We start from the raw sequence: 19,683 nt of genomic DNA on the forward strand, positions 1-19,683 counted from the left end.
CGGAAACGTGCGGAGTGTCACTCACGCTTTGTAGTGTGGTAGCACAACGCATCACGGACGACACAGCACGACAAAGAAAGCGAGAAGCGCACCTCGCCGCCGCCGGTCCTCGGTAGTGGCCCCCGGGGGGAAGCGAGCCCCGGGTGCTTCGATCGAAGACCGGCCCGCACAGGACGGCGCGCTTCTCCGTGACCGTCCCCCTGCCACACGGGCAGCCAAGGGACGAAGACGAGGAGAAAACGCTAGTGGAGAACGAGACCCACTACGCCGAGGCCGTCATCGACAACGGCGCCTTCGGCACCCGTACCATCCGTTTCGAGACGGGCCGCCTGGCCAAGCAGGCCGCCGGTTCCGCCGTGGCGTACCTGGACGACGACACCATGGTGCTGTCGGCCACCACCGCCTCCAAGAACCCCAAGGACCAGCTCGACTTCTTCCCGCTGACGGTGGACGTCGAGGAGCGGATGTACGCCGCCGGCAAGATCCCCGGCAGCTTCTTCCGCCGTGAGGGCCGTCCCTCCGAGGACGCGATCCTCACCTGTCGTCTCATCGACCGCCCGCTGCGCCCGTCCTTCAAGAAGGGCCTGCGCAACGAGATCCAGGTCGTCGCGACGATCATGGCCCTCAACCCCGACCACCTGTACGACGTCGTCGCGATCAACGCCGCGTCCGCGTCCACGCAGCTGGCCGGCCTGCCCTTCTCCGGCCCGATCGGCGGCGTCCGCGTCGCGCTGATCCGCGGCCAGTGGGTCGCCTTCCCGACGCACACCGAGCTCGAGGACGCCGTCTTCGACATGGTGGTCGCCGGCCGCGTCCTGGAGGACGGCGACGTCGCGATCATGATGGTCGAGGCGGAGGCCACCGAGGGCACCATCAAGCTGGTCGAGGGCGGCGCCGAGGCGCCGACCGAAGAGGTCGTCGCCGCCGGTCTGGAAGCCGCGAAGCCCTTCATCAAGGTCCTCTGCCGGGCCCAGGCCGACCTGGCGTCCAAGGCCGCCAAGCCGACCGGCGAGTTCCCGATCTTCCTCGACTACCAGGACGACGTCCTGGAGGCCCTCACGGCCGCCGTCCGCCCCGAGCTGGCCCAGGCGCTCACCATCGCCGGCAAGCAGGAGCGCGAGGCCGAGCTGGACCGGGTCAAGGGTCTGGCCGCCGAGAAGCTCCTGCCGGAGTTCGAGGGCCGCGAGAAGGAGATCTCCGCCGCGTACCGCTCGCTCACCAAGCAGCTGGTCCGCGAGCGCGTGATCAAGGAGAAGAAGCGCATCGACGGCCGCGGTGTCACCGACATCCGCACGCTGGCCGCCGAGGTCGAGGCCATCCCGCGGGTGCACGGTTCCGCGGTGTTCGAGCGTGGCGAGACCCAGATCCTGGGCGTCACCACCCTCAACATGCTCCGCATGGAGCAGCAGCTGGACACCCTCTCCCCGGTGACCCGCAAGCGCTACATGCACAACTACAACTTCCCGCCGTACTCCACCGGTGAGACCGGCCGCGTCGGCTCCCCGAAGCGCCGCGAGATCGGCCACGGCGCCCTGGCCGAGCGTGCCCTGGTGCCGGTCCTGCCGACGCGCGAGGAGTTCCCCTACGCGATCCGCCAGGTCTCCGAGGCCCTGAGCTCCAACGGCTCGACGTCCATGGGCTCGGTCTGCGCCTCCACCATGTCGCTGCTGAACGCCGGTGTGCCGCTGAAGGCCCCGGTCGCCGGTATCGCCATGGGCCTGATCTCCCAGGAGATCGAGGGCGAGACGCACTACGTCACCCTCACCGACATCCTCGGTGCGGAGGACGCCTTCGGCGACATGGACTTCAAGGTCGCCGGCACCAAGGAGTTCGTGACCGCCCTCCAGCTCGACACCAAGCTGGACGGCATCCCGGCCTCCGTCCTGGCCGCGGCCCTCAAGCAGGCCCGCGACGCCCGCCTCCACATCCTCGACGTGATGATGGAAGCGATCGACACGCCGGACGAGATGTCCCCGAACGCCCCGCGGATCATCACCGTCAAGATCCCCGTGGACAAGATCGGTGAGGTCATCGGCCCCAAGGGCAAGATGATCAACCAGATCCAGGAGGACACCGGCGCCGAGATCACGATCGAGGACGACGGCACCATCTACATCGGTGCCGCCGACGGCCCGGCCGCCGAGGCCGCCCGCGCCACGATCAACGGCATCGCCAACCCGACGATGCCCGAGGTCGGCGAGCGCTACCTGGGTACGGTCGTGAAGACGACCACCTTCGGTGCGTTCGTCTCCCTGCTGCCCGGCAAGGACGGTCTGCTGCACATCTCGCAGATCCGCAAGCTCGCCGGCGGCAAGCGCGTGGAGAACGTCGAGGACGTCGTCGGCGTGGGCCAGAAGGTCCAGGTCGAGATCGCCGAGATCGACTCCCGCGGCAAGCTCTCCCTCATCCCCGTGATCGAGGGCGAGGAAAGCGACGAGAACAAGAAGGACGACGCCGAGCAGTGACGTCCCGTAGCTCCAAGGCGACGGCCCGCACCTCTTCGGAGGCGCGGGCCGTCGCCCGTACCCAAACGCTCATCAAGGGCATGAACGGCATCGGCACGGTCCGCAAGACCACCCTCCCGGGCGGCCTGCGCATCGTCACCGAGACCCTGCCCTCCGTGCGCTCGGCCACCTTCGGCATCTGGGCGCACGTAGGCTCGCGCGACGAGACGCCGGCTCTGAACGGCGCCACGCACTACCTGGAGCACCTGCTCTTCAAGGGCACCGGCCGCAGGTCCGCCCTGGACATCTCGTCCGCCGTCGACGCGGTCGGCGGCGAGATGAACGCGTTCACGGCGAAGGAGTACACGTGCTACTACGCGCGCGTGCTCGACACCGACCTGCCGCTCGCCATCGACGTCGTCTGCGACATGCTGACCGGCTCGCTCATCCTCGAAGAGGACGTCAACGTCGAGCGCGGCGCGATCCTCGAAGAGATCGCGATGACCGAGGACGACCCGGGCGACTGCGTGCACGACCTGTTCGCGCACACCATGTTCGGCGACAACGCTCTCGGCCGCCCCGTCCTCGGCACCGTCGACACGGTCAACGCCCTCACCGCCGACCGCATCCGCCGCTTCTACAGGAAGCACTACGACCCGACCCATCTGGTCGTCGCCTGCGCCGGCAACATCGACCACAACAAGGTCGTACGACAGGTCCGCGCGGCCTTCGAGAAGGCGGGCGCCTTCAAGAACCTGGACGCGCAGCCCATCGCCCCGCGCGACGGCCGCCGTACGATCCGCACGACGGGCAAGATGGAGCTCATCGGCCGCAAGACCGAGCAGGCGCACGTCGTCCTCGGCATGCCGGGCCTGGCCCGCACGGACGACCGCCGCTGGGCCATGGGCGTGCTCAACACCGCCCTCGGCGGCGGCATGTCCTCCCGCCTCTTCCAGGAGGTCCGGGAGAAGCGCGGCCTGGCCTACAGCGTGTACTCGTACACCTCCGGCTTCGCCGACTGCGGCCTGTTCGGCGTGTACGCCGGCTGCCGCCCCAGCCAGGTGCACGACGTGCTGAGGATCTGCCGCGACGAACTCGACCACGTCGCCCACAACGGCCTCTCCGACGACGAGATCAGCCGCGCGATCGGCCAGCTCCAGGGCTCCACCGTCCTGGGCCTGGAGGACACGGGCGCGCTGATGAACCGTATCGGCAAGAGCGAGCTGTGCTGGGGCGAGCAGATGTCCGTCGACGACATGCTGGCCCGGATAGCGGCGGTCACCCCGGACGAGATCCGCTCGGTCGCCCGCGACATCCTGGGACAGCGCCCGTCGCTGTCGGTCATCGGCCCGCTGAAGGACAAGCAGGCCGCACGGCTGCACGACGCCGTCGCCTGATCACCTCCGCCCTAATCACCTCCGTAAGGAAGCAACAGATGAGCAAGCTGCGCGTGGCGGTCCTCGGCGCCAAGGGCCGGATCGGGGCCGAGGCGGTACGGGCGGTCGAGGCCGCCGAGGACATGGAGCTGGTGGCCGCCCTCGGGCGAGGAGACAAGCTGGAGACGCTGGCCGACACCGGCGCCCAGGTCGCCGTCGAGCTGACCACCCCCGCCTCCGTGATGGGCAACCTCGACTTCTGCGTCCGCCACGGCATCCACGCGGTCGTCGGCACGACGGGCTGGACCGACGATCGCCTCGCGCAGCTGACGGGCTGGCTCGCCCAGTCCCCCGCGACGGGCGTGCTCATCGCGCCGAACTTCTCCATCGGCGCCGTGCTGACCATGAAGTTCGCGCAGATCGCCGCGCCGTACTTCGAGTCGGTCGAGGTCGTCGAGCTGCACCACCCGAACAAGGTGGACGCCCCTTCCGGGACCGCCACGCGCACCGCCCAGCTCATCGCCGAGGCCCGCCGCAAGGCCGGTACGGCCCCGGCACCGGACGCCACGGTCACCGCCCTGGACGGCGCCCGCGGGGCGGACGTGGACGGCGTCCCCGTCCACGCCGTGCGTCTGCGCGGCCTCCTGGCCCACCAGGAGGTGCTGCTCGGCGGGGAGGGCGAGACCCTCACCATCCGCCACGACTCCCTGCACCACAGCAGCTTCATGCCGGGCATCCTGCTCGGCGCCCGCCGCGTGGTGTCGACTCCGGGCCTGACCTTCGGCCTGGAACACTTCCTGGACCTGAGCTGAGACCTGAGGCAAGCCCGAAGACGTCATGCGCGCGAAGATCACCTACCTCGTCACGGCCGCCGTCCTGCTGTTCTACTTCGTCCTGGTCGGCAGCCGCGGCGTCATGCTCATCCAGTCCGGCACGGTCCTCACCGTCACCTTCGGGGTCGCGGTGCTCATCCTGCCGGTCATCGGCCTGTGGTTCCTGTGGAAGAACACCCAGTTCGTCCGCAAGGCCAACCAGCTCGCCACCGAACTCGACGCCGAGGGCGGCCTGCCCGTCGACGAGCTGAAGCGCACCCCGGGCGGCCGTATCGACCGTGACTCGGCCGACGAGGTCTTCGCCAGGCGCAAGGCCGAGACGGAGGCGGCCCCGGACGACTGGCGCAGCTGGTTCCGGCTCGCCGTCGCCTACCACGACGCCCGTGACACCCCGCGCGCCCGCAAGGCCATGCAGCGGGCCATCGCGCTGCACGAGGGCAAACCCGTCCAGGCCTGAGCCGCGCCCCGGCCGGTACGACGAAGGGGCCGGTCCGCACCCGGGCGGACCGGCCCCTTCGGCTTGCCCACACAGGTCAGCCGCGCCGGTACTCCCCGGCCCACGCCTCCACCGTGTCGGCGGCCAGATCGAAGGCCGCCGGACGGTTCAGAAAGTCAAGGTTGTGCGTGGTCAGCAGCGGCGCTGCGCCGTCGGCGGCACGGTCCTTGCGTACGAGCGTCAGGGCCTGCCCCTGAACCGTGCGCGGCAGGCCCAGCCAGCGCACCGGCTGCTGAGCCGTCCGCACCGCGACCACGCGCTGCCAGGGCACCGTACGCGTCGCCAGGAAGCCCACCTGGCGCAGCCCGTGTGCACTCACCCAGACACCCATGCGCAGTATCCGCAGCGCGGCCGTGATGACCGCCAGCGCCACGGCGAGGATCACGCCGGCTGAGGACACCGAGCCGGTCAGGGCGATGAGGACCGCCGCGAACAGCACGAAGGAGGAGAACAGCAGCCACAGGGCCGCCCCGCCCACGCGCCAGGGCCCGGGCCGGTAGGGGCGCCGCCAGCGGTCCCGGTCGTCATGAGGCAGCGGGCTCTCGGATGCCGCCTCGAAGGAGCGGTCGGCCGTCAGGAAGGGCAGGGGCACGGCTGGTCCTCACTGATTCCTTGCGTGGGCTGTGCCCGGTGAGGCTATCCGGCCGGAATCTCGCCCACCACCCTAGGGCGGCCGGAAGAGTCAGCGCCCCTGCGAGGCCTGGGACTGCGGGGCCGGCGTACCGGTCGGCGTGGACATCGCGGGCATGCCGAGGATCACCGAGCCGACCAGCCCGGCAACGATGGTGAGGCCCAGCAGCCAGCGCCCGGCTATCTGGCCGGTGGACGCCCGCCGACGGGGCGGGGGAGCGACATTGCTGCGGAACCTGTCGGCCTCGGCCACAAAGGCGAAGGGCACGGGCTCACGCCTACGGATCATGGGGGTACGTCTCCTTTCGGGAGCGAACATGCGGTCCTCACCGGTACAGACGCTCGAGGGACACAAAAGGTGCCCTTGTCCGAAAAAATCCTCGACAAGGTCACAGGTTCGGGTCTGTCGGAGGGGCCCCGTACAGTGGGCGCGAACCTGAAGAAGTGATGGGAAGGACCCCCGTGACCACCCCCGAGTCACTCACCCTGCGCAGTGACGTCACCGTCGAGCTCGTGAAGTCCAGCGCGTCGGACGCAGATGTCCTCTTCGCCGCCCGCGTCTCGACGCTCGGCGAGCAGTCCCTGGACGAGCTGAAGAAGGACCCCGAGCGCTCCAAGGGCCTGATCAACTACCTGATGCGCGACCGGCACGGCAGCCCGTTCGAGCACAACTCGATGACCTTCTTCATCAGTGCCCCGATCTTCGTCTTCCGCGAGTTCATGCGGCACCGGGTCGGCTGGTCGTACAACGAGGAGTCGGGCCGCTACCGGGAGCTCGAGCCGGTCTTCTACGTCCCCGACGCGTCCCGCAAGCTCGTGCAGGAGGGCCGCCCGGGCAAGTACGTCTTCGTCGAGGGCACCCCGGCCCAGCACGAGACGGTGCGCACCACCCTGGAGGAGTCCTACGCGCAGGCGTACGCGGCCTACCAGAAGCTGCTCGCCGAGGGCGTCGCCCGCGAGGTGGCCCGCGCCGCCCTCCCCGTCGGCCTGTACTCCTCGATGTACGCCACCTGCAACGCCCGCTCCCTGATGCACTTCCTCGGCCTGCGCACCCAGCACGAGCTGGCCAAGGTGCCGTCCTTCCCGCAGCGGGAGATCGAGATGGTGGGCGAGAAGATGGAGGCGGAGTGGGCCAGGCTCATGCCGCTGACCTACGCCGCCTTCAATGCGAACGGCCGTGTGGCCCCGTAACGAAGCCCTGTTCCCCCGCGCGGAACGGATGTGCGCATCGGCCGGGCGAAGTGTCCGTATTGCGGCATTTATGGAAGTTCATCTAGCCTGATCAAACGGACCCGGCACTGCTTGAACCCCCGAGCAGGCAGTGCCGGGCTCCGCATTTGTCCTGACTTTCCGGGCACCCCGAGGGCAGACCACGTATGGAGCACCGAGTAGCGTGTTACCCATGGCTCCGACCTCGACTCCGCAGACCCCCTTCGGGCGGGTCCTCACCGCCATGGTCACGCCCTTCACGGCGGACGGCGCACTCGATCTCGACGGCGCGCAGCGACTCGCCACCCACCTGGTGGACGCGGGCAACGACGGCCTGATCATCAACGGCACCACCGGCGAGTCCCCCACCACCAGTGACGCGGAGAAGTCGGATCTGGTGCGAGCCGTGGTGGAGGCGGTCGGCGACCGCGCCCACGTCGTGGCCGGCGTCGGCACCAACGACACCCACCACAGCATCGGGCTGGCCCGCGAGGCCGAACGCGTCGGAGCCCACGGCCTCCTGGTCGTCACGCCGTACTACAACAAGCCCCCGCAGGAGGGCCTGTACCGGCACTTCACGGCCGTCGCGGACGCCACCGGGCTGCCGGTCATGCTCTACGACATCCCCGGCCGCAGCGGCGTCCCGATCAACACCGAGACGCTCGTCCGCCTCGCCGAGCACCCCCGGATCGTCGCCAACAAGGACGCCAAGGGCGACCTCGGCCGCGCCAGCTGGGCCATCGCCCAGTCCGGCCTCGCCTGGTACTCCGGCGACGACATGCTGAACCTGCCCCTGCTCTCGGTGGGCGCGGTCGGCTTCGTCTCGGTCGTCGGTCACGTCGTCACCCCCGACCTGCGCGCCCTCGTCGACGCGTACACCGCGGGCGACGTCGTCAAGGCCACCGAGATCCACCAGAAGCTGCTCCCGGTCTACACCGGCATGTTCCGCACCCAGGGCGTCATGACCACCAAGGCCGCGCTCGCCCTCCAGGGCCTGCCCGCCGGACCCTTGCGCGCCCCCATGGTCGAGTGCTCGCCCGAGGAGATCTCCCAGCTCAAGATCGATCTTGCCGCCGGCGGGGTACAGCTCTGACAACAGACTTGGCACCACCCGAGCTTCACAACTGAATCGACAACCGCATACGCAGGCCACCGGTGCCTGAACCCCACAACGACAACTGCTTCTGCACGAACGTCATGCGCGCCACGTGCCCGACCGGTACGTGGCGCGCATGGTGAGGAGAGTCTTTTGAGTCATCCGCATCCTGAACTCGGCTCGCCGCCGCCGCTGCCCGCGGGAGGCCTGCGGGTCACCCCGCTCGGCGGTCTCGGCGAAATCGGCCGGAACATGACGGTCTTCGAGTACGGCGGCCGCCTGCTGATCGTCGACTGCGGAGTGCTCTTCCCCGAGGAGGAGCAGCCTGGAATCGACCTGATCCTGCCGGACTTCTCGTCCATCCGGGACCGCCTCGACGACATCGAGGGCATCGTCCTCACCCATGGCCACGAGGACCACATCGGCGGTGTCCCCTTCCTGCTCCGCGAGAAGCCGGACATCCCGCTGATCGGCTCCAAGCTGACCCTGGCCCTCATCGAGGCCAAGCTCCAGGAGCACCGGATCCGCCCGTACACCCTGGAGGTGGCGGAGGGGAACCGCGAGCGCATCGGCCCCTTCGACTGCGAGTTCATCGCGGTCAACCACTCCATCCCGGACGCCCTGGCGGTCGCCATCCGCACCCCCGCCGGCATGGTGGTGCACACCGGCGACTTCAAGATGGACCAGCTCCCGCTGGACAACCGCCTCACCGACCTGCACGCGTTCGCCCGGCTGAGCGAGGAGGGCATCGACCTCCTGCTCACCGACTCCACGAACGCCGAGGTCCCGGGCTTCACCCCGCACGAGCGGGACATCTCCAACGTGCTGCGCCAGGTCTTCGCCGGCGCCCGCAAGCGGATCATCGTGGCGAGCTTCGCCAGCCACGTCCACCGCATCCAGCAGATCCTGGACGCGGCCCACGAGTACGGCCGCCGCGTCGCCTTCGTCGGCCGTTCCATGGTCCGCAACATGGGCATCGCCCGCGACCTCGGCTATCTGAAGGTCCCGCCGGGCCTGGTGGTCGACGTCAAGACGCTCGACGACCTGCCGGACCACGAGGTGGTCCTGGTCTGCACGGGCTCCCAGGGCGAGCCGATGGCGGCCCTGTCCCGCATGGCCAACCGCGACCACCAGATCCGGATCGTCGAGGGCGACACGGTCATCCTGGCCTCGTCGCTCATCCCCGGAAACGAGAACGCGGTCTACCGCGTGATCAACGGCCTCACCCGCTGGGGCGCCAACGTCGTCCACAAGGGCAACGCCAAGGTGCACGTTTCCGGCCACGCCTCCGCGGGCGAGCTGCTGTACTTCTACAACATCTGCCGCCCGAGGAACCTGATGCCGGTCCACGGCGAATGGCGTCACCTGCGCGCCAACGCCGAGCTGGGCGCGCTGACGGGCGTCCCGCACGACCGGATCGTCATCGCCGAGGACGGCGTGGCGGTGGACCTGATCGAGGGCAAGGCGAAGATCTCCGGCAAGGTCCAGGCCGGTTACGTCTACGTCGACGGCCTCTCCGTCGGCGGTGTCGGCGAGCCGGCCCTGAAGGACCGCAAGATCCTCGGTGACGAGGGCATCATCTCGGTCTTCGTCGTGGTGGACGCCTCCACCGGCAAGATCACGGGTGGCCCGCACATCCAGGCGCGCGGTTCCGGCATCGAGGACTCGGCCTTCGCCGACGTCATCCCGAAGATCACGGAGTCCCTGGAGCGGTCCGCCCAGGACGGCGTCGTGGAGCCCCACCAACTCCAGCAGCTGGTGCGCCGCACCCTCGGCAAGTGGGTCTCGGACACGTATCGCCGCAGGCCGATGATCCTGCCGGTCGTGGTGGAGGTCTGACACCTCGTCCGGGTGAACCAGGAGCGGGGCGTCTCGATTTGCATCGGGGCGCCCCGCTCCAGTACGTTTACGACTCCGCCCAGTTGGGAACCCCAGTCCTTCATGTGATGGACACACGGGTGCCCTGGACCGGGTGGAAATTCCGACTCAGAACTTCTGATAAAGTCGGAGACGCCGGAAAGGGAAACGCGAGAGCGGGAACCTGGAAAGCACCGAGGAAATCGGATCGAGAAAAGATCTGATAGAGTCGGAAACACCGAAGGGAAGCCCGGAGGAAAGCCCGAGAGGGTGAGTACAAAGGAAGCGACCGTTCCTTGAGAACTCAACAGCGTGCCAAAAATCAACGCCAGATTAGTTGATACCCCGTCTCCAGCATCTGCTGGGACGAGGTTCCTTTGAAATAACACAGCGAGGACGCTGTGTGCGAGGGGATCATTCCTCCTCTCGCACCGCTCTCGTGGTGTTCATCCCGATTACGGGAAAACATTCACGGAGAGTTTGATCCTGGCTCAGGACGAACGCTGGCGGCGTGCTTAACACATGCAAGTCGAACGATGAAGCCCTTCGGGGTGGATTAGTGGCGAACGGGTGAGTAACACGTGGGCAATCTGCCCTTCACTCTGGGACAAGCCCTGGAAACGGGGTCTAATACCGGATATCACTTTCGCAGGCATCTGTGAGAGTTGAAAGCTCCGGCGGTGAAGGATGAGCCCGCGGCCTATCAGCTTGTTGGTGAGGTAATGGCTCACCAAGGCGACGACGGGTAGCCGGCCTGAGAGGGCGACCGGCCACACTGGGACTGAGACACGGCCCAGACTCCTACGGGAGGCAGCAGTGGGGAATATTGCACAATGGGCGAAAGCCTGATGCAGCGACGCCGCGTGAGGGATGACGGCCTTCGGGTTGTAAACCTCTTTCAGCAGGGAAGAAGCGAAAGTGACGGTACCTGCAGAAGAAGCGCCGGCTAACTACGTGCCAGCAGCCGCGGTAATACGTAGGGCGCAAGCGTTGTCCGGAATTATTGGGCGTAAAGAGCTCGTAGGCGGCTTGTCACGTCGGGTGTGAAAGCCCGGGGCTTAACCCCGGGTCTGCATTCGATACGGGCTAGCTAGAGTGTGGTAGGGGAGATCGGAATTCCTGGTGTAGCGGTGAAATGCGCAGATATCAGGAGGAACACCGGTGGCGAAGGCGGATCTCTGGGCCATTACTGACGCTGAGGAGCGAAAGCGTGGGGAGCGAACAGGATTAGATACCCTGGTAGTCCACGCCGTAAACGGTGGGAACTAGGTGTTGGCGACATTCCACGTCGTCGGTGCCGCAGCTAACGCATTAAGTTCCCCGCCTGGGGAGTACGGCCGCAAGGCTAAAACTCAAAGGAATTGACGGGGGCCCGCACAAGCAGCGGAGCATGTGGCTTAATTCGACGCAACGCGAAGAACCTTACCAAGGCTTGACATACACCGGAAAGCATTAGAGATAGTGCCCCCCTTGTGGTCGGTGTACAGGTGGTGCATGGCTGTCGTCAGCTCGTGTCGTGAGATGTTGGGTTAAGTCCCGCAACGAGCGCAACCCTTGTTCTGTGTTGCCAGCATGCCCTTCGGGGTGATGGGGACTCACAGGAGACCGCCGGGGTCAACTCGGAGGAAGGTGGGGACGACGTCAAGTCATCATGCCCCTTATGTCTTGGGCTGCACACGTGCTACAATGGCCGGTACAATGAGCTGCGATACCGTGAGGTGGAGCGAATCTCAAAAAGCCGGTCTCAGTTCGGATTGGGGTCTGCAACTCGACCCCATGAAGTCGGAGTTGCTAGTAATCGCAGATCAGCATTGCTGCGGTGAATACGTTCCCGGGCCTTGTACACACCGCCCGTCACGTCACGAAAGTTGGTAACACCCGAAGCCGGTGGCCCAACCCCTTGTGGGAGGGAGCTGTCGAAGGTGGGACTAGCGATTGGGACGAAGTCGTAACAAGGTAGCCGTACCGGAAGGTGCGGCTGGATCACCTCCTTTCTAAGGAGCACTTCTTACCGGGTTCGCTCGGTCAGAGGCCAGTACATCGGCGAATGTCCGGTGCTGGTTGCTCATGGGTGGAACGTTGATTATTCGGCGCTTCTCGGATTGCTTCTCCTCCTAGTACTGCTTCGGCGTGGAACGGATGAGGGAAGAGGCGAGGGTGTCGGGCACGCTGTTGGGTGTCTGAGGGAATGGATTTTTCCTCAGTCGCCGGCCCCAGTGAACTCGGACCTGATTGGTTCGGGGTGATGGGTGGCTGGTCGTTGTTTGAGAACTGCACAGTGAACGCGAGCATCTGTGGCCAAGTTTTTAAGGGCGCACGGTGGATGCCTTGGCACCAGGAACCGATGAAGGACGTGGGAGGCCACGATAGTCCCCGGGGAGTCGTCAACCAGGCTTTGATCCGGGGGTTTCCGAATGGGGAAACCCGGCAGTCGTCATGGGCTGTCACCCGCTGCTGAACACATAGGCAGTGTGGAGGGAACGAGGGGAAGTGAAACATCTCAGTACCCTCAGGAAGAGAAAACAACCGTGATTCCGGGAGTAGTGGCGAGCGAAACTGGATGAGGCCAAACCGTATGCGTGTGAGACCCGGCAGGGGTTGCGCATGCGGGGTTGTGGGATCTCTCTTCTGTTGTCTGCCGGCAACAGGACGAGTCAGAAACCGTTGATGTAGGCGAAGGACATGCGAAAGGTCCGGCGTAGAGGGTAAGACCCCCGTAGTCGAAACGTCAGCGGCTCGTTTGAGAGACACCCAAGTAGCACGGGGCCCGAGAAATCCCGTGTGAATCTGGCGGGACCACCCGCTAAGCCTAAATATTCCCTGGTGACCGATAGCGGATAGTACCGTGAGGGAATGGTGAAAAGTACCCCGGGAGGGGAGTGAAATAGTACCTGAAACCGTGTGCCTACAAGCCGTGGGAGCGTCGGATGCAGCTTGCTGCATCTCGTGACTGCGTGCCTTTTGAAGAATGAGCCTGCGAGTTTGCGGTGTGTTGCGAGGTTAACCCGGGTGGGGAAGCCGTAGCGAAAGCGAGTCCGAATAGGGCGTTTTAGTAGCACGCTCAAGACCCGAAGCGGAGTGATCTAGCCATGGGCAGGTTGAAGCGGAGGTAAGACTTCGTGGAGGACCGAACCCACCAGGGTTGAAAACCTGGGGGATGACCTGTGGTTAGGGGTGAAAGGCCAATCAAACTCCGTGATAGCTGGTTCTCCCCGAAATGCATTTAGGTGCAGCGTCGTGTGTTTCTTGCCGGAGGTAGAGCACTGGATAGGCGATGGGCCCTACCGGGTTACTGACCTTAGCCAAACTCCGAATGCCGGTAAGTGAGAGCGCGGCAGTGAGACTGTGGGGGATAAGCTCCATGGTCGAGAGGGAAACAGCCCAGAGCATCGACTAAGGCCCCTAAGCGTACGCTAAGTGGGAAAGGATGTGGAGTCGCACAGACAACCAGGAGGTTGGCTTAGAAGCAGCCACCCTTGAAAGAGTGCGTAATAGCTCACTGGTCTAGTGATTCCGCGCCGACAATGTAGCGGGGCTCAAGCGTACCGCCGAAGTCGTGTCATTGCAGCGTATAGCCCCAACGGGTGCTGTGATGGGTAGGGGAGCGTCGTCTGCCGGGTGAAGCGGCACTGGAAGGTAGTCGTGGACGGTTGACGAGTGAGAATGCAGGCATGAGTAGCGATACAAACGTGAGAAACGTTTGCGCCGATTGACTAAGGGTTCCTGGGTCAAGCTGATCTGCCCAGGGTAAGTCGGGACCTAAGGCGAGGCCGACAGGCGTAGTCGATGGATAACCGGTTGATATTCCGGTACCCGCTGTGAAGCGTCAAACATTGAATCAGGCGATGCTAAGTCCGTGAAGCCGTTCCGGACCCTTCGGGGAAAGGAAAGTGGTGGAGCCGACGAACCAGACTTGTAGTAGGTGAGTGATGGGGTGACGCAGGAAGGTAGTCCAGCCCGGGCGGTGGTTGTCCCGGGGTAAGGGTGTAGCCCGAGTGGTAGGCAAATCCGCCACTCATGCAGGGTGAGACCTGATGCCGAGCCGATTGTGGTGAAGTGGATGATCCTATGCTGTCGAGAAAAGCCTCTAGCGAGTTTCATGGCGGCCCGTACCCTAAACCGACTCAGGTGGTCAGGTAGAGAATACCGAGGCGTTCGGGTGAACTATGGTTAAGGAACTCGGCAAAATGCCCCCGTAACTTCGGGAGAAGGGGGGCCATTCCTGGTGAGGGGACTTGCTCCTCGAGCTGGGGGTGGCCGCAGAGACCAGCGAGAAGCGACTGTTTACTAAAAACACAGGTCCGTGCGAAGCCGTAAGGCGATGTATACGGACTGACGCCTGCCCGGTGCTGGAACGTTAAGGGGACCGGTTAGCTCCATTTCGGTGGGGCGAAGCTGAGAACTTAAGCGCCAGTAAACGGCGGTGGTAACTATAACCATCCTAAGGTAGCGAAATTCCTTGTCGGGTAAGTTCCGACCTGCACGAATGGCGTAACGACTTCTCGACTGTCTCAACCATAGGCCCGGTGAAATTGCACTACGAGTAAAGATGCTCGTTTCGCGCAGCAGGACGGAAAGACCCCGGGACCTTTACTACAGTTTGATATTGGTGTTCGGTTCGGCTTGTGTAGGATAGCTGGGAGACTTTGAAGCAGGCACGCCAGTGTTTGTGGAGTCGTCGTTGAAATACCAGTCTGGTCGTGCTGGATGTCTAACCTGGGTCCGTGATCCGGATCAGGGACAGTGTCTGATGGGTAGTTTAACTGGGGCGGTTGCCTCCTAAAGGGTAACGGAGGCGCCCAAAGGTTCCCTCAGCCTGGTTGGCAATCAGGTGTTGAGTGTAAGTGCACAAGGGAGCTTGACTGTGAGACCGACGGGTCGAGCAGGGACGAAAGTCGGGACTAGTGATCCGGCGGTGGCTTGTGGAAGCGCCGTCGCTCAACGGATAAAAGGTACCCCGGGGATAACAGGCTGATCTTCCCCAAGAGTCCATATCGACGGGATGGTTTGGCACCTCGATGTCGGCTCGTCGCATCCTGGGGCTGGAGTCGGTCCCAAGGGTTGGGCTGTTCGCCCATTAAAGCGGTACGCGAGCTGGGTTTAGAACGTCGTGAGACAGTTCGGTCCCTATCCGCTGTGCGCGTAGGAATATTGAGAAGGGCTGTCCCTAGTACGAGAGGACCGGGACGGACGAACCTCTGGTGTGCCAGTTGTTCTGCCAAGGGCATGGCTGGTTGGCTACGTTCGGGAGGGATAACCGCTGAAAGCATCTAAGCGGGAAGCCTGCTTCGAGATGAGTATTCCCACCTCCTTGAGAGGGTAAGGCTCCCAGTAGACGACTGGGTTGATAGGCCAGATATGGAAGCCCGGTAACGGGTGGAGTTGACTGGTACTAATAGGCCGAGGGCTTGTCCATTGATGCTCGCGTTCACTGTGTTGGTTCTGAAACCACGAACAGCCCCGCCTTAAATAGGCGGTGCGGCGTTCACAGTTTCATAGTGTTTCGGTGGTCATAGCGTGAGGGAAACGCCCGGTTACATTCCGAACCCGGAAGCTAAGCCTCACAGCGCCGATGGTACTGCAGGGGGGACCCTGTGGGAGAGTAGGACGCCGCCGAACAATTCTTTAAAAAGGTCGGATCCTGAACTTCGGTTCGGGGTCCGGCTTTTTTACGTTTTGCTTAACGTGTCGTTCACGTTGCGCCCGCAGCATCCAGCACATGGGTACTGCTGCAATGCTCAGGGCCGCCGGCGTCGGAGTCGGTGACGAGGTCGTCGTACCGGCCTTCGGTAACGTCGAGGTCGCGGAGGCCGTGGCCCTGACGGGTGCGCTCCCGGTGTTCGCGGACATAGATCCGGTGACCTACTGCCTCGACGTGTCCGCCGTGGAAGCGGCCGTAACGTCCCGCACGGCGGCCGTCGTTGTCGTCCACCGCTTCGGACGACGGGCCGACATCGCCCGGTTGCACGAGGTCGGACAGCGGCACGAACTGTTTGTGCTGGAGCAGGGCGAGTCCGAGGCGCCGTACGACGAGATGGCGCAGCGCAGGGAGCGGGCCGCCTATCTCGACGCCAAGCTCAAGGGTGTACAGACGCCCGACGGCGGTGACGGGCACACCTACCAGCAGTACGTGGTGCGGGTTCCGGGCAACGGCAGGCCGGACCGCGACGCCTTCGCCCGAGCCCTGCGGGCCAAGGGAGTTGATTGCCGGGTGCCGGTGAAGACGCCCGTGCACCGGCTGCCCGAATTCCGGCGCTGTGTGGCGTTGCCGCAGACCGAACGAGCCTCGGACGAGACCCTCGCGCTGCCCGTGGACGCTTCGCTGACGAAGCGTGAGATGCAGCGGATCGTCTCCGCCTGCAACGCCCTTGGCGGACTGCTGCAGCCTGCCTTCTGAACAGGCACCGAACGAATTTGGGAACTCGGGCGTGTTCGGGGTACTCTTTTCTTGTCGCCGCGAGGGAAACCTCGGAAATGACAGGCCCCCATAGCTCAGTCGGCAGAGCGTCTCCATGGTAAGGAGAAGGTCAACGGTTCGATTCCGTTTGGGGGCTCCACAGAAAAGGCCTCGCCCATCAGGGCGAGGCCTTTTGCGTGTCTCCGTGTGCCCGGGCGGGCCCGGGAGCCTCAGTCCTTGTGAAGCCCCGGGACCCGCATCGCCAGAATCGCCATGTCGTCGGACGGCGCGTCGGACGCGAAGCGTTCCACCGCGCGCATGATGCGTGCCGCCACCGCGCCCGCCGTGAGGCCCGTGCAGGTGGTGAGGACATCGGCGAGGCCGTCGTCGCCCAGCATGCGGGTGCCTTCGCGGCGCTCGGTGACACCGTCCGTCACGCACAGGAGGACGTCACCGGGGTCGAGGGTGACCGTCTCCTCGTACAGCTCCAGGTCCTCGATGACACCGAGCAGCGGCTGGGGTTCTGCCGATGCCACCACCGTGCCGTCCTGGCGCAGGCGCAGCGGGAGCGGGTGACCGGCGCAGACCACCTTCAGCTCGGCGCTGCCGTCCTCCTGCGGCCGCAGCTCGCCGTACAGCAGCGTCAGGAATCGGCTGCGGTCGCCCTCGTCGAGGATCGCGGAGTTCAGGCGCTCGAGGACCGCCGGGCCGGACAGGCCCTCACGGGCGAGCAGGCGCAGCGCGTGCCGGGCCAGCCCGGTGACCGCCGCGGCGTTGGGGCCCGTACCGCAGACGTCGCCGATGGCGAAGCCGTAGGCGCCGTTGCCGATGGGGAAGAGGTCGTAGAAGTCACCGCCGACCTCGTTGCCCTCGCCGGCCGCGCGGTAGATGACCTCCACCTCGACGCCCTCGATGTGGGGCAGGCCGGGCGGGAGAAGGCTGCGCTGGAGGGACTGGCTGATGGCCGTGCGCTCCGAGTAGAGGCGGGCGTTGTCCAGGGCGAGGGCGGCCCGGCGGCTGAGGTCCTCGGCCAGTTCGAGGATCTCCTGGCGGAAGTGCTCGTCGGTGGGCTTGCCGAGCGTCAGCATGCCGATGACGCGGTTGCGCGCGACGAGCGGCAGGACGACCGTCTCGCCGCCGACCGCGGAGGCCGTGGCGAGCGTGGGGCCGATGCCCGCGGTGACCTGGTGGGTCGGGCCGCCGGCCAGGCCGAGACTGCGCATCGAGGTGCGCAGGGCCGCCTGGTGGGCGACCTCGGCGGGGGTGGTCCAGACGCGGGCGCCGGGCGTGGGTACCGGGTCGGGCGGGGGGATCTTCGACAACAACGACTTGATGCCGTCGATGAGTTCCTCGTCCTCGTGTAGGACGTACGACAGGTACGGCTCCGAGGCCTGGTCGGCGATCGTGTAGACGGCGCACCAGGTCGCCAGGGTCGGGACGGTCATCTGGGCCATGAGGGCCAGGGTCTGGTCCCGGTCCAGGGTTCCGGCCAGCAGGTCGGAGGCCTCGACGAGGAAGCTGAGGGAGCCGCGGCGCAGCCGCTCCAGCTCGCCCAGGCGGGCCGATTCGACGGCCAGGGCGATGCGGTCGGCGGCGAACTGCAGGCGCAGCGCCTCCTCGTTGGAGTACCGGCCCGGGGCCTCGGCCCCGACGCCGAGGGAGCCGGTGAGGCGGCCCTCGACCTTCAGCGGGACCGTGACCACCGAGCGCATCCCGGTGCCGGAGAGCAGCGGTACGGCGCCGGGGACGGCGGTGAGGTCGTCGTGGACGGCGGGCATACGTGCGGAGCCGTAGCGTCCGGGGCCCGCCTCGACGGGGACGCGGGCGAACCGCTGGCGGGCGGAGGGCAGGCCGGTGGAGGCGCGGACCTCCAGTTCCGTCTCGTCGTCGGTCGCGAGGAGCAGGAACGCCGAATCGCCGTCGAGCATGTCGCGGGCCCGCTCCACCGTGCGCTGCAGCAGGCCGTCGAGATCGTCCGGGGCGGGGGAGCCGATGAACACCTCGAAGGGGTCGGTGTTCTGGCCGTCGGACGTCGGTGACGGGTCGGTGGACGGGACGCGCGACGGCGACTGGAGGACGGCGCGTTCGTGGTCGCGGACCAGCAGGCAGACGGTGGAGGGTTCGCCGCCGGTGTCGCGGACCCGGAGGTGGGAGGCGTACACCGGGGCCACCCGGCCGTCGGCGCCGCGGACGCCGTAGCTGCCCTCCCAGCGCGAGAGCTGGAGGGCCTCGGCGATGCCCGTGCCGGTGCCCGGGGTGTGCGGCCAGGCCGCCAGGTCGGTCAGGGGTTTGCCGATGACATCGTTCGCCGGGTAGCCGAAGAGTTCCTCCGCGTCCTCGTTCCAGGCGCTGATGGAACCTTTTCGGTCGATCTGGAGAACTGCGACGCGGACCCGGCCGTCGGCCAGCGGGAGCAGCTCCGCGGGGAGGGCGGGGCCGGCGGCACGAGTGCCGACCGGACGCTCGGGAAGGTCGAGATGGAACCAGACGTTCTTGTGCGTGGGCGTGTAGTCCACGCCCCAGCGGGCGGCCAGGGCCGCGCACAGCTGGAGGCCGCGGCCGCCCTCGCGGTCGGGGCTGCCCATGGTGGCGGGGGAGCTGTGGAGGGGGACCTCGCGCTCCGGGTAGCGATCGGCGACCTCGACGCGCACTCCGTCCTCGGAGCGCAGGCACAGGACGTCCGCGTGTGTGCCCGCGTGCACCACCGCGTTGGTCACCAGTTCGCTGGTGAGGACCACGGCATCGTCGACGATGTCGGCGAAGCCCCAGCCCTGGAGGGTGTCGCGGACGAAGGAACGGGCGGTCGCCACCGACCGCCCGACGGGCTCGAAGCTGGCGGCCGCGCGCGCGGTGATCACAGAACTCCTCGGCCGGTTGTCGACGTGCAGGGCTGCGTGGCCGACCGGCGCGCGCCGCTGCTGCGGCATCCGCTCGCCCGTCGGCCGTGGCTCCGGGGGAGTTCCCCCGGGGATCAGTCCGGTGGTCATGGTCTGCGGCCGCCCCTCCGATGCCCGCTCGTTCTCGTGCCACCGCCCAGGCCGGTCGGAGCCGGTGCGGCTGGACAGCCGGATGCAAGGTTACTTACCTTCGCCGTCCGAGCGGATGCCGGTCGCCGGTGTTTACCCCCCAGGGTGTGCGGACGATGTGCGAAGCTGCCGAACTGTTATGGCCTGGTTCGGGCGGGGTGAAACACTGGGCAAGCTTCTGATGAAGGTCGGACCAGACTGCGTGTGTTCCGTGTACGGCGGGCAGCAGCCTCTGGTGTGGCCGGATCTGGTCTGGCAGAAATACCGAGCAGTAACGAGTACGCGGATGCAATCGGTGGGCCGGAGGGCCGGCGCGCCG

Annotated in this window: 11 protein-coding genes, 1 tRNA gene and 3 rRNA genes; 12 read left to right on the forward strand and 3 right to left on the reverse strand. The window is 66.1% G+C overall.

What is annotated here, in order from left to right:
• The first annotated feature begins 245 nt into the window (after positions 1-245).
• From AVL59_RS09725 to AVL59_RS09740, 4 genes are read left to right on the forward strand one after another with little or no spacing between them, the layout of a single operon-like run.
• Positions 246-2,465, forward strand: a complete 2,220-nt coding sequence (locus AVL59_RS09725; RefSeq protein WP_067301617.1) for a polyribonucleotide nucleotidyltransferase — start codon at positions 246-248, stop codon at positions 2,463-2,465.
• Positions 2,462-3,841, forward strand: coding sequence for a M16 family metallopeptidase (locus tag AVL59_RS09730; RefSeq protein ID WP_067301620.1), 1,380 nt, complete (start codon positions 2,462-2,464; stop codon positions 3,839-3,841). The genes AVL59_RS09725 and AVL59_RS09730 overlap by 4 nt, the downstream gene beginning before the upstream one ends.
• A gap of 38 nt (positions 3,842-3,879) precedes the next feature.
• Positions 3,880-4,632, forward strand: a complete 753-nt coding sequence (dapB, locus tag AVL59_RS09735) for a 4-hydroxy-tetrahydrodipicolinate reductase (protein WP_067301622.1) — start codon at positions 3,880-3,882, stop codon at positions 4,630-4,632.
• 25 nt (positions 4,633-4,657) lie between these two features.
• Positions 4,658-5,110, forward strand: coding sequence for a tetratricopeptide repeat protein (locus AVL59_RS09740; RefSeq protein WP_067301625.1), 453 nt, complete (start codon positions 4,658-4,660; stop codon positions 5,108-5,110).
• Between the two features lie 76 nt (positions 5,111-5,186).
• Here the strand turns inward: AVL59_RS09740 and AVL59_RS09745 are convergent, their stop codons facing one another.
• Positions 5,187-5,741 (reverse strand): hypothetical protein, encoded by a 555-nt coding sequence (locus AVL59_RS09745; protein ID WP_067301627.1) that lies wholly within the window; start codon positions 5,739-5,741, stop codon positions 5,187-5,189.
• Between the two features lie 90 nt (positions 5,742-5,831).
• Positions 5,832-6,068: a hypothetical protein gene (locus AVL59_RS09750; RefSeq protein WP_067301629.1), complete on the reverse strand. Its 237-nt coding sequence runs from the start codon at positions 6,066-6,068 to the stop codon at positions 5,832-5,834.
• Positions 6,069-6,226: 158 nt separating this feature from the next.
• Between AVL59_RS09750 and thyX the strand changes: the two genes are divergently transcribed.
• From thyX to AVL59_RS09790, 8 genes are all read left to right on the forward strand, one after another.
• A complete protein-coding gene (gene thyX, locus AVL59_RS09755) occupies positions 6,227-6,970 on the forward strand; it encodes an FAD-dependent thymidylate synthase (RefSeq protein WP_067301631.1) in 744 nt (247 codons plus the stop codon).
• 211 nt (positions 6,971-7,181) lie between these two features.
• Positions 7,182-8,081, forward strand: a complete 900-nt coding sequence (gene dapA / locus AVL59_RS09760) for a 4-hydroxy-tetrahydrodipicolinate synthase (protein WP_067301634.1) — start codon at positions 7,182-7,184, stop codon at positions 8,079-8,081.
• Between the two features lie 156 nt (positions 8,082-8,237).
• Positions 8,238-9,923 (forward strand): ribonuclease J, encoded by a 1,686-nt coding sequence (locus AVL59_RS09765; protein WP_067301637.1) that lies wholly within the window; start codon positions 8,238-8,240, stop codon positions 9,921-9,923.
• A gap of 486 nt (positions 9,924-10,409) precedes the next feature.
• A 16S ribosomal RNA gene (locus tag AVL59_RS09770) occupies positions 10,410-11,935 on the forward strand.
• A gap of 302 nt (positions 11,936-12,237) precedes the next feature.
• A 23S ribosomal RNA gene (locus tag AVL59_RS09775) occupies positions 12,238-15,357 on the forward strand.
• Positions 15,358-15,443: 86 nt separating this feature from the next.
• Positions 15,444-15,560, forward strand: a 5S ribosomal RNA gene (rrf, locus tag AVL59_RS09780).
• Together the 16S, 23S and 5S rRNA genes form the textbook arrangement of a ribosomal RNA operon.
• A gap of 115 nt (positions 15,561-15,675) precedes the next feature.
• A complete protein-coding gene (locus AVL59_RS09785) occupies positions 15,676-16,338 on the forward strand; it encodes a DegT/DnrJ/EryC1/StrS family aminotransferase (protein ID WP_067301640.1) in 663 nt (220 codons plus the stop codon).
• A gap of 84 nt (positions 16,339-16,422) precedes the next feature.
• A tRNA-Thr gene (locus AVL59_RS09790) sits at positions 16,423-16,498 on the forward strand.
• A 70-nt stretch (positions 16,499-16,568) separates the two neighbouring features.
• Here the strand turns inward: AVL59_RS09790 and AVL59_RS09795 are convergent.
• On the reverse strand, positions 16,569-19,325 hold the full coding sequence (locus AVL59_RS09795) for a SpoIIE family protein phosphatase (protein ID WP_067301643.1): 2,757 nt from the start codon (positions 19,323-19,325) through the stop codon (positions 16,569-16,571).
• Positions 19,326-19,683 lie beyond the last annotated feature (358 nt).

Origin of the sequence: Streptomyces griseochromogenes, from assembly GCF_001542625.1 — a bacterium.
Classification (GTDB): domain Bacteria; phylum Actinomycetota; class Actinomycetes; order Streptomycetales; family Streptomycetaceae; genus Streptomyces; species Streptomyces griseochromogenes.

What these genes read in the sequence shown, in the direction of transcription:
- AVL59_RS09785 (WP_067301640.1), top strand. Translation starts at nt 15,676, where the DNA reads ATGCTCAGGGCCGCCGGCGTCGGAGTCGGTGACGAGGTCGTCGTACCG.
- dapA (WP_067301634.1), top strand. Translation starts at nt 7,182, where the DNA reads ATGGCTCCGACCTCGACTCCGCAGACCCCCTTCGGGCGGGTCCTCACC.
- dapB (WP_067301622.1), top strand. Translation starts at nt 3,880, where the DNA reads ATGAGCAAGCTGCGCGTGGCGGTCCTCGGCGCCAAGGGCCGGATCGGG.
- AVL59_RS09795 (WP_067301643.1), bottom strand. Translation starts at nt 19,325, where the DNA reads ATGACCACCGGACTGATCCCCGGGGGAACTCCCCCGGAGCCACGGCCG.
- thyX (WP_067301631.1), top strand. Translation starts at nt 6,227, where the DNA reads ATGGGAAGGACCCCCGTGACCACCCCCGAGTCACTCACCCTGCGCAGT.
- AVL59_RS09750 (WP_067301629.1), bottom strand. Translation starts at nt 6,068, where the DNA reads ATGATCCGTAGGCGTGAGCCCGTGCCCTTCGCCTTTGTGGCCGAGGCC.
- AVL59_RS09740 (WP_067301625.1), top strand. Translation starts at nt 4,658, where the DNA reads ATGCGCGCGAAGATCACCTACCTCGTCACGGCCGCCGTCCTGCTGTTC.